Below are 8,459 nucleotides of genomic sequence, written 5' to 3'. Positions count from 1 at the left end.
GCTTGCATGTTTGTGGGGACAGGCACCCCGGCACTTATTTTTTATTGAACAAGAAACAGATTAGAAAAATAAATGCCGGGAGAGCCAGTCCCCGTGCTCAACGCGTCCTGCAAGGGGTAACCGAATGATGCCCCGAAGAGGCCTCTTTTTCCGCGCAGGGTCGCGGAAAAAGCCTAGATTTACTTCTGAAACCCTGTCACTTGAGAGTTCAAAGTTCCTGGTTCTTCGTTCCTGGTTGTAAGAAATTAAGTCAATAAATAATGTTATCGCTTTAACTTTTTGGAACCGGTTTGGCAAGACCTGTCATGATTGCGACCCTAATTAAGGGTGCTGATTGACCGCAATATCCAAGTGAGGTAAAAGTCCGCAGTGGAGTGCATGTAAAACCAGACTGGAGGATAGCCGTGAAGGTTGAGATTGAAAGGGATGTCAAGCTGAGCCCGGAAGAGAGCGTGATTATGGAGCTGCACAGCTTCTACAACATTATCAACATAATCAGCGGAGAATTGCAGATCCTGGAAATGCTGGCCGGGGAAAACGGGGACCTCAAGGAATGTGTTGATCTTTGCTTCAGTATAAAACGGGGTATGAGAAACAAGAGCAGTGTGCTTGAACAATCAAAGGCCATGGAGGGAAACATCCATTTTATCCGGAATAGTCTGCAGGAATTTTTCAGGAAGCACCCTGGTTTGGAAAATGAGCCGGACGCGCTGGAGTCCCGGACCAATTTAGACTCGGTGATGAATATATTGAAGGTGAGGGCCGATGAAATAGTAACCCGCCTTGAGACTCCAGATAGGTGGGAAGATCACGACTTGAGCCGCCTTTTACAGAATTTTCTGGATGTGTTCACCGCCATAGAAAAAAACAGCAAGGGGCGATACCGTTTTGTCTATAATCTGGCCAGGCAGGGACCGGGAGATTATTTTATTCATCTGAATTTCGAAAGTTTTCAGGGCGAGAGGATAAACATGCCTCCTGTCTTTCAGGATGTTATGCGGGACCTGGTGGCCAACGCAAGAAAATATACGGATCCAGGAGGAAAGGTACTTGCAGGTCTTTATGATGATGGTAAAGTTATTTATTTCACCGTTGAGGACAGCGGTTGCGGGATACCTGAAAGCGAACTGCAACGGGTTGTTGATTTCGGCTTTAGAGGCAGCAATGTCCGGGAAAAAAGAACCATGGGGGGTGGGTTCGGCTTGACCAAGGCCTACATGATGACCAGGCGATATGGAGGCAGGATGTGGGTGGATTCAGAGGAAGGACACGGTACCCGGATAACAATTTACCTGCCCCGTGCTGAAGCATAAATGACGAAGCAATCTTAGCACTACAGCGACACTTTGTGTAAATTAAAGCCTCGGCCCCGGGGACAGGCACCCGGCACTTATTTTCCTAAGGAAGACTTACGGATTATTAAAATAAGTGCGGGGAGCCAGTCCCCTTCCAGCTTAAAGAAAGTGTCGCTGTAGTGTTAGTGCTCCCGGCAAACCATGCGGTTATGTACTAATGACTGCTTCGTCATTTCAGACGGTCAGCAGGGATTATACCCGGCCCTGGCCGCAGGGACAGGCCATGGTTCTCTGACCAAGTTCCTGGTCAATCACAAAAAGTCCCCCCGGTGCTTCGGCTGTCAGCCTGATTTTCTGCAGCACCCCATCCGCGCTGGCTTCTTCTTCCACCTGTTCTGTGACAAACCATTGCAGAAAAATATTTGAAGCGTGGTCTTTTTCCTGGATGGCAAGGTCCACCAGGTCGTTTATCAGCCCGGTGACTTTTTGTTCGTGGGACAAGACGTTTTCAAAAACAGCCTGGGGTGACTCCCAGTTACCAGGAGGCTCTTCAATGGCTGTGAGCTTTACCTTGCCGCCACGCTCATGAATGAAATCATGGATTTTCATGGCGTGCATCAGCTCTTCCTGGGCCTGCATGCGCATCCACCTGGCGCAGCCGGGCAGATTTTTTCCCTCAAAGTAGCCTGCCATGGACAGGTACAAATAGGAAGAATACATTTCTGCATTAACCTGCTGGTTCATGGCCTGCTGCATTTTTTCGCTGAACATTTTTTACTCCTTGAAAGTTTAGATTGAGGTTACCAAGATTACAGAAGTACGGTACTTTGAGCAAGGGCAGGGTTGATTGTCCCTGCCTTCCTTGAAAGTTAAACAGATATCCTGGCTGTAAGAAGTACCAGGATACCGTAATAAAATACTTTGTTTTCAACCGTTTCCAGGCTCGGCCAGGACAGCAAAAGTTCTGGCAGCCCCCCGCTTTTCATGAATTCAAGGTAGTTTCTGTAATGTGTTGTTCCTGCCAAACGCTCCGGTATATGAGTCAGAAGGCTGATCATGTTGCCGGCTGTCCCAGAGGGAAAACCATGCTCAAGCACGACCAGATATCCCTTAAATCGGGTTATGCGCAGGGCTTCCGCCAGTATTTGATCCTGCCTGGTCCTGGAGTTTTCATGCAGGGCCAGGCTTAGAATACTGCAGTCAAAGCTGCTGTCAGGAAAAGGCGTGCCTGCTATGTCACCCTGGTAAAGCTTGAGGCCTGGTGATAACGCTTCAGCCTTATTAAGCATTGCTCCGGAGAAATCAACCCCGCAGGTCTGAAATCCGTACCGGTGCAGCATTTCAAGCTGGCGTCCGGTGCCGCATCCCAGGTCCACCACGGTCTTGACCTGCAGTCCCTGGAGCACCCGGCAAATATTTTTCCTGACAGGGTTCAGAAAAGGCGTAACCACCAGGTCGTACAGGGGGGCGATTTTTGCGTAGGGGTCAACGTCTTTCATTGTTGAACTTTCGGCAGGACAAATTTATAAGGGCCTGTCTGGCCATCTCTATCTCTTTATCCCCCATGTCGGCTCTTAGGCTCAGGCGAAGCCTTGCAGAGCCTGCCGGAACAGTCGGAGGGCGGACAGCGGCGACGTAAATTCCTGACTGCATCAGTTCTTTTTGGGCCTGTAATGTCTTTGTACTGCTATGCATTATTACCGGGATAATCTGGGTGGTGCTCCTGAGGGTATCGAATCCCAGGTTCTGCAGAAATGATCTGAAGTCCCGGGCTATATCCAGGAGTTTTCGGCCTTGCTCCGGGTTTTTGAGTACCTGCTGCAGACCTTCCAGGCAGGCCCCTGTCACCGCAGGGGGCAATGAGGTGGAGTAGATAAAGCTGCGCGCCCTGTTTACCAGAAGTTCTCTTATGGCCCTGGAACAGGCTGCATATCCCCCGTAAGAACCCAAAGCCTTGCTGAAAGTCCCCATGTGCAGGTCGATTTCCCGGTTCAATCCCAATTCCCCGGCCAGCCCTTTTCCCCGGCCAAGCACTCCGGTGGCGTGGGCTTCGTCAACGATACTCATAACCTTGTGTTTTTTGCACAACTCAACTATGTCGATCAAGGACGCCCTGTCTCCATCCATACTGAAAACCGTATCTGTGATGAGAATTTTAGGGGCCTGGGAAGACTGTTTTTGCAGCAGGTAGGAAAGGTGCTCCACATCAGCGTGTCTGTAGCGGATATGGGTGGCCCTGGACAAGATAATGCCGTCTATGATGCTGGCGTGATTCAGGCGGTCGGAAAAAATCAGGCATTTGCGGTGCGCCAGGGCGCTTAAGATGCCCAGGTTGGCTGCATATCCGGAACCGAACACCAGGGAAGCCTGTGTTTCTTTGAAGCGGCACAGGGTTTCTTCCAGGCGGGTATAAAGAGAGTAGTTGCCGGAAATCAGCCTGGAGGCCCCACTGGAGGCACCGAATTTTTCAACAGCCTGCAAAGCAGCTTTTTTCATGCTTTGGGAGCCTGCCAGTCCAAGGTAGTTGTTGGATGCCAGGTTTAGAAGTCTTTGACCCCGGTATTGCAGGTAAAGGTCCGGGCCGTGATCAATTTCAGGGATGCTTCGCAGTTCTTCAACCGGAGGATCGCCGGGAAAAGTCTGCAGGGTGCTGTTGTGCATACTATGATCTTTTTGTTGTTTTAGATTCTTTGATTGTTGAGTTGCCAAGTGATTGATTTTATTGCGGGCTTTGCCCGTAAACCAATATTGAGAAGTAGCGGCTCATGAGTTGATATGAGAAAACCGCCTGTATATCAAGTAGCAGGCTTGTAGTCCGGATGCTTTTTGGCGTAGATCGGGCCTGGGGCAAAAACCTTTTACAGTGGGATGAATTTAAGGTAAGAGTACCTCTGGAGAGTGAGCATCCCGGCGGCTATGAATTCATTTGTTTTGCGTATCTGTTTAGCGCTATTATGGAAAGCAGGGGACAGGCACCCCCGCACTTATTTTAAAATGGTCTACGTTTACCTGGAAAAATAAGTGCGGGGAGAGCCAGTCCCCGTGCCACATCCAAAGCGCTAAACAGATACGGTTTTGCAATATTGTACGTTTAATTAACTACAGCGAAACTTATTACTGACCTCCGGGACTGGCTCCCCGCACTTGTTATTCTGACAGAAGACTGACGAATAATATAAATAAGTGCGGTGTGCCTGTCCCCAATTGAGATCAGGATAAAATATTTAAAAATTTCGCTGTGTTATTCAGAGGTTTTACATGGACTTGTGCATAGTAGGGACGGGGTACGTAGGCCTGGTAAGCGCGGCCTGCTTTGCTGAGATGGGCAACAGCGTGTACTGCGTGGATGTGAACCCGGATGTGGTAGAGACCCTGAACCGGGGTCAGGTGCATATTTTTGAGCCGGGCCTGGAAGAGCTGGTTCGCAGAAACAAGGACCAGGGAAGGCTGCATTTTACCACTGACATAAACGAAGGCCTGACCAACTGCCTGTTTGTTTTTATCTGCGTAGGCACACCTCCCGGGGATGACGGCAGGGCCGACCTGGGGTTTGTGCGTCAGGTCGCCAGGGAAGTGGGCCGCAATATGCAGGACTATAAAATAATAGTGGACAAGTCTACCGTGCCGGTGGGTACAGCGGATATGGTCCGCGAACTCATCCGGGCCGAGCTTGATAAACGTGGTCTGGGACTGGAATTCGACGTGGTGTCGAATCCGGAGTTTTTGAAGGAGGGAGATGCTGTCTCTGACTTCATGAAGCCGGACCGGGTTATAGTAGGTACAGACAATATCCGTACAGCTGAGCTTCTAAAGGTTCTTTACTCTCCTTTTGCCCGCAGCCGGGAAAAAATGATGGTTATGGGGCTTCGAAGCGCTGAGATGACCAAGTACGCAGCCAACTGCATGCTGGCTACCAAGATCTCTTTTATAAACGAGATTGCCAATATCTGTGAAAAGGTAGGGGCGGACATTGGTGATGTCCGTAGAGGCATAGGCTCGGATCACCGTATTGGATACCATTTTATTTACCCCGGAGTAGGGTTCGGGGGCTCCTGCTTTCCCAAAGATGTTTCAGCCCTGATCAACACGGCTAAGGAACAGGAATACACTCCGAGTCTTTTAAGGGCGGTGGAAGAAGTCAATAAAGCTCAGAAGAGGCGCCTGGCCTACAAGGTCCTGGAATTTTTCTCCTCTCTGGGGGGGGTTGAAGGCAAAATTCTGGCTATGTGGGGTCTGGCCTTCAAAGCCAACACCGATGATGTGCGTGAGGCCCCGGCACTGGAAATCATAAGAGAACTCACCGGCAGCGGCATGCAGGTCAAGGCGTATGATCCCCAGGCAGGAAAAAACGCCAGCCTGGCCTTGCAAGATAATCCCATGGTTCAGATATGCCGGGAGCAGTACGAGGTGCTGGACGGTGCCCATGCACTGGCGGTGGTTACCGAGTGGAACCAGTTCCGCAATCCGGACCTGCGGCGTATCAAGTCCCAGTTGCAGTACCCGGCTGTATTTGACGGAAGAAATCTCTATCCGCCCAAGCTGCTGCAGGAAATGGGTTTTTCATATTTCAGTATGGGGAGAAGGCCGGTTGTAGATACAAACCAGCAAACTGCAGAGGTTTGATAAGAAGCTGTTAAACAGCGTATTAAGGCGCTTAGCACAAATATCAAACAAACATGTTGGTAACTAAGGCGGGCTTTGCCCGCAACCCAATAAAGAAAAGAACTTTTTTGACAGGATTAACAGGATTAAGAGATTGATGAAGAGAAAATCATTTTTGTCCTGGCCGGAAGCCAGGCCAAAAGGTATCACTCCCGCACTCACTTTCTTCCGGCACTCAAGAATGCCGGAAGAAAGTGAGTGCGGGATGGCTATTGCAATCTGCGGCTTCCGGTCGCTGATTGCTTATCCTGTCAATCTATGCCTGCCACGCGTCTTTGGCGTGGTTAATCCTGTCCAAGGCCTGCCACGCGCTTCGCGTGGTTATTGTTTTTTGTGACAGGGTTTCAGGAGTAAGTCACTAACGCGGGCTTTGCCTGCAACCCAAGATAATGCAGTCCCGGATTATTGTCTGATAACGAGGACAAGAAAGGATGGTCGGGATGGCAGGATTCGAACCTGCGGCCTCAGCGTCCCGAACGCTGCGCTCTAGCCAGACTGAGCCACATCCCGATAAACTAATAATATAACTCAAGATGCATAAAAAATCAAGACCTCTGGTTTGTTTTTCTGCCGGGGGACAGATAGTAAGTGCTGCTATAATATCGGGGATATATTATGCAAAAAGATGATCAGGAAAAAATAGCAACTATCCTGGTGGTGGACGATGAAGACAGTCTCAGGGAGATATGCCGGGATGCCCTTCAGGAAGAAGGCCACAAGGTTCTGGAGGCGGAAAACGGCAGACAGGCACAGCTGATGCTTGTTAAACACCCGGAAATTGACCTCATTATTTCAGATTTGCGGATGCCTCAGATGGGGGGGCTGGAATTGCTGCAATACATCGCAGAAAAGAATCTGGACATAGATTTCCTGGTCATGACCGGCTTTGCCAGCATTGAGACGGCTGTGGAGTGCATCAAGACCGGGGCTGCTGACTATCTTCCCAAGCCCTTCAATATCAGCCACCTTCTGGTGAAAGTGGAAAAGGTAATTAAAAACAGGTACTCCCGCAAGGAAAAAAAACGCCTGAGCAACATAGTCAAAATGCTTAATGTCAGCAGCGCCCTCAATGCCCAGCTGGATCTCAAATCCATCTGTTACGAGTTTGTTTCTCAGGTCCAGAGAAATTTTCAGCCGGACAGTGTGGCCCTTTTTTTGCTGGAAGAAAAAGGATCTTTATCCAAATCGGTCATCAGGGGCAGAAAATTGCGTGAGCATCCCGAGCTTTTCAAAGAGTTGAAAAATCTGAGCTACAAAGCGGCCTATGATGGCAAAACCTATATGCTGGATAATGGCAATGCCGGTAATTATCTAAATTTGGAATCCGGGAATTTTGAGTACTCCATTCTTATCACTCCACTTTATTCACAGCTCAATAAAGTCGGCGCCGTGGTTTTACTGCGCCACGAAGACAACCTGTTCAATAATGAAGACTCCCAGCTTCTGGGCGTATTTGCAGCCCATGCGGCTACTGCAATGCAAAACGCCAGGATGTACGGCAAAATGCGGGACAAAAACCTGGACATTATCAGATCTTATGCCAAGGCGGTGGAAGCCAAGGATTATTATACCAAGGGACATTCAGACCGGGTGGCGGTGTATGCCATGAAGCTGGGAAGCAGGCTCAAGCTTATGTCCAAGGAACTTGAAGATCTTTATACAGCCGGTGTTCTGCATGATATCGGCAAGATCGGCATTCCGGACCATATCCTGAACAAGCCATCCAGGTTGACGGATGATGAATTCAGGATAATGCAGGGGCATCCACAGATCGCCAGGGATATTCTGGCCCAGCTCTGGTCCCTGAACGATATTCTGCCCCTGGTGTATCATCATCATGAACGGGTGGACGGTGAAGGTTATCCTGATAATATCGGCAATGGGCAGATACCGTTTCTGGCCAAGGTAATAAGCGTGGTCGACGCCTTTGAGGCCATGACTTCAGACCGAGCCTACCGCAATGCCCTGTCCTGGGAGCAGGCCAGGGTTATTCTGCTGCAGGGAAGCGGAACCCAGTGGGACCATGAGCTTGTGGCTGAATGGATAGACCTGGTTCAGGAAACCGGCCTGGAAAAAATACAGAAAGATGTTCAAACCTCTCCTGCCCAGATTGAGACCTGAGAGTTGGAAGGGGACTGGCTCTTTTGCCGCTGTTACAGTCCGGCCATTTTTACGGTTTGAGGCCGGCAAAAGTGCCTGTCCCCGGTGGCCAAGGCGATAATTTACACAAAGTGTCGCTGTAGAGCTGGAAGGGGACTGGCTCTTTTGCCGCTGTTACAGTCCGGCCATTTTTACGGTTTGAGGCCGGCAAAAGTGCCTGTCCCCGGTGGCCACTAGATTCTAGGCTTTTTCCGCGACCCTGTGCGGAAAAAGAGGCCCCATCGGGGCAAAAGAGACGGCCCACGGAATACACGGAATCTCACGGAATATGCGTTGCTTCGCAACGCTTTAAAAACTTCCGTGTCCTTCCGTGTGTTCCGTGGGCAAAAGCTCCTGGCTTTC

Annotated in this window: 6 protein-coding genes and 1 tRNA gene; 3 read left to right on the top strand and 4 right to left on the bottom strand. The window is 49.9% G+C overall.

Annotated elements, in window-relative coordinates; all coding sequences use genetic code 11:
- The first annotated feature begins 404 nt into the window (after positions 1-404).
- Positions 405-1,313, top strand: coding sequence for an ATP-binding protein (locus QZP87_RS13265; RefSeq protein WP_291323399.1), 909 nt, complete (start codon positions 405-407; stop codon positions 1,311-1,313).
- 234 nt (positions 1,314-1,547) lie between these two features.
- Here the strand turns inward: QZP87_RS13265 and QZP87_RS13260 are convergent, their stop codons facing one another.
- The 3 genes from QZP87_RS13260 to bioF all read right to left on the bottom strand — a co-directional run bounded on the left by QZP87_RS13260 (position 1,548) and on the right by bioF (position 3,956).
- Entirely contained in the window at positions 1,548-2,066 is a 519-nt protein-coding gene (locus QZP87_RS13260) for a ferritin (RefSeq protein ID WP_291323398.1), read from the bottom strand.
- Between the two features lie 98 nt (positions 2,067-2,164).
- Positions 2,165-2,794 carry a class I SAM-dependent methyltransferase gene (locus QZP87_RS13255; RefSeq protein ID WP_291323397.1) on the bottom strand — a complete coding sequence of 210 codons (630 nt, stop codon included), beginning with the start codon at positions 2,792-2,794 and terminating at the stop codon, positions 2,165-2,167.
- Positions 2,781-3,956: an 8-amino-7-oxononanoate synthase gene (bioF, locus tag QZP87_RS13250; RefSeq protein ID WP_291323396.1), complete on the bottom strand. Its 1,176-nt coding sequence runs from the start codon at positions 3,954-3,956 to the stop codon at positions 2,781-2,783. Before bioF ends, QZP87_RS13255 begins: the two co-directional genes overlap by 14 nt.
- Before the next feature lie 597 nt (positions 3,957-4,553).
- Here bioF and QZP87_RS13245 point away from each other — a divergent pair.
- Positions 4,554-5,918 carry a UDP-glucose/GDP-mannose dehydrogenase family protein gene (locus QZP87_RS13245; protein WP_291323395.1) on the top strand — a complete coding sequence of 455 codons (1,365 nt, stop codon included), beginning with the start codon at positions 4,554-4,556 and terminating at the stop codon, positions 5,916-5,918.
- A gap of 471 nt (positions 5,919-6,389) precedes the next feature.
- Here the strand turns inward: QZP87_RS13245 and QZP87_RS13240 are convergent.
- Positions 6,390-6,467, bottom strand: a tRNA-Pro gene (locus QZP87_RS13240).
- Positions 6,468-6,572: 105 nt separating this feature from the next.
- Here QZP87_RS13240 and QZP87_RS13235 point away from each other — a divergent pair.
- Positions 6,573-8,078, top strand: coding sequence for an HD domain-containing phosphohydrolase (locus QZP87_RS13235; RefSeq protein ID WP_291323394.1), 1,506 nt, complete (start codon positions 6,573-6,575; stop codon positions 8,076-8,078).
- Positions 8,079-8,459: the final 381 nt, after the last annotated feature.

The sequence above is a fragment of the Desulfonatronospira sp. genome, from assembly GCA_003563255.1.
GTDB lineage: Bacteria > Desulfobacterota > Desulfovibrionia > Desulfovibrionales > Desulfonatronovibrionaceae > Desulfonatronospira.
This window is presented reverse-complemented; position numbering and strand designations above follow the sequence as displayed.

Excerpts from the sequence above, each read along its gene's own strand:
- QZP87_RS13260 (WP_291323398.1), bottom strand. The coding sequence starts at position 2,066 with ATGTTCAGCGAAAAAATGCAGCAGGCCATGAACCAGCAGGTTAATGCA.
- QZP87_RS13255 (WP_291323397.1), bottom strand. The coding sequence starts at position 2,794 with ATGAAAGACGTTGACCCCTACGCAAAAATCGCCCCCCTGTACGACCTG.
- bioF (WP_291323396.1), bottom strand. The coding sequence starts at position 3,956 with ATGCACAACAGCACCCTGCAGACTTTTCCCGGCGATCCTCCGGTTGAA.
- QZP87_RS13245 (WP_291323395.1), top strand. The coding sequence starts at position 4,554 with ATGGACTTGTGCATAGTAGGGACGGGGTACGTAGGCCTGGTAAGCGCG.
- QZP87_RS13235 (WP_291323394.1), top strand. The coding sequence starts at position 6,573 with ATGCAAAAAGATGATCAGGAAAAAATAGCAACTATCCTGGTGGTGGAC.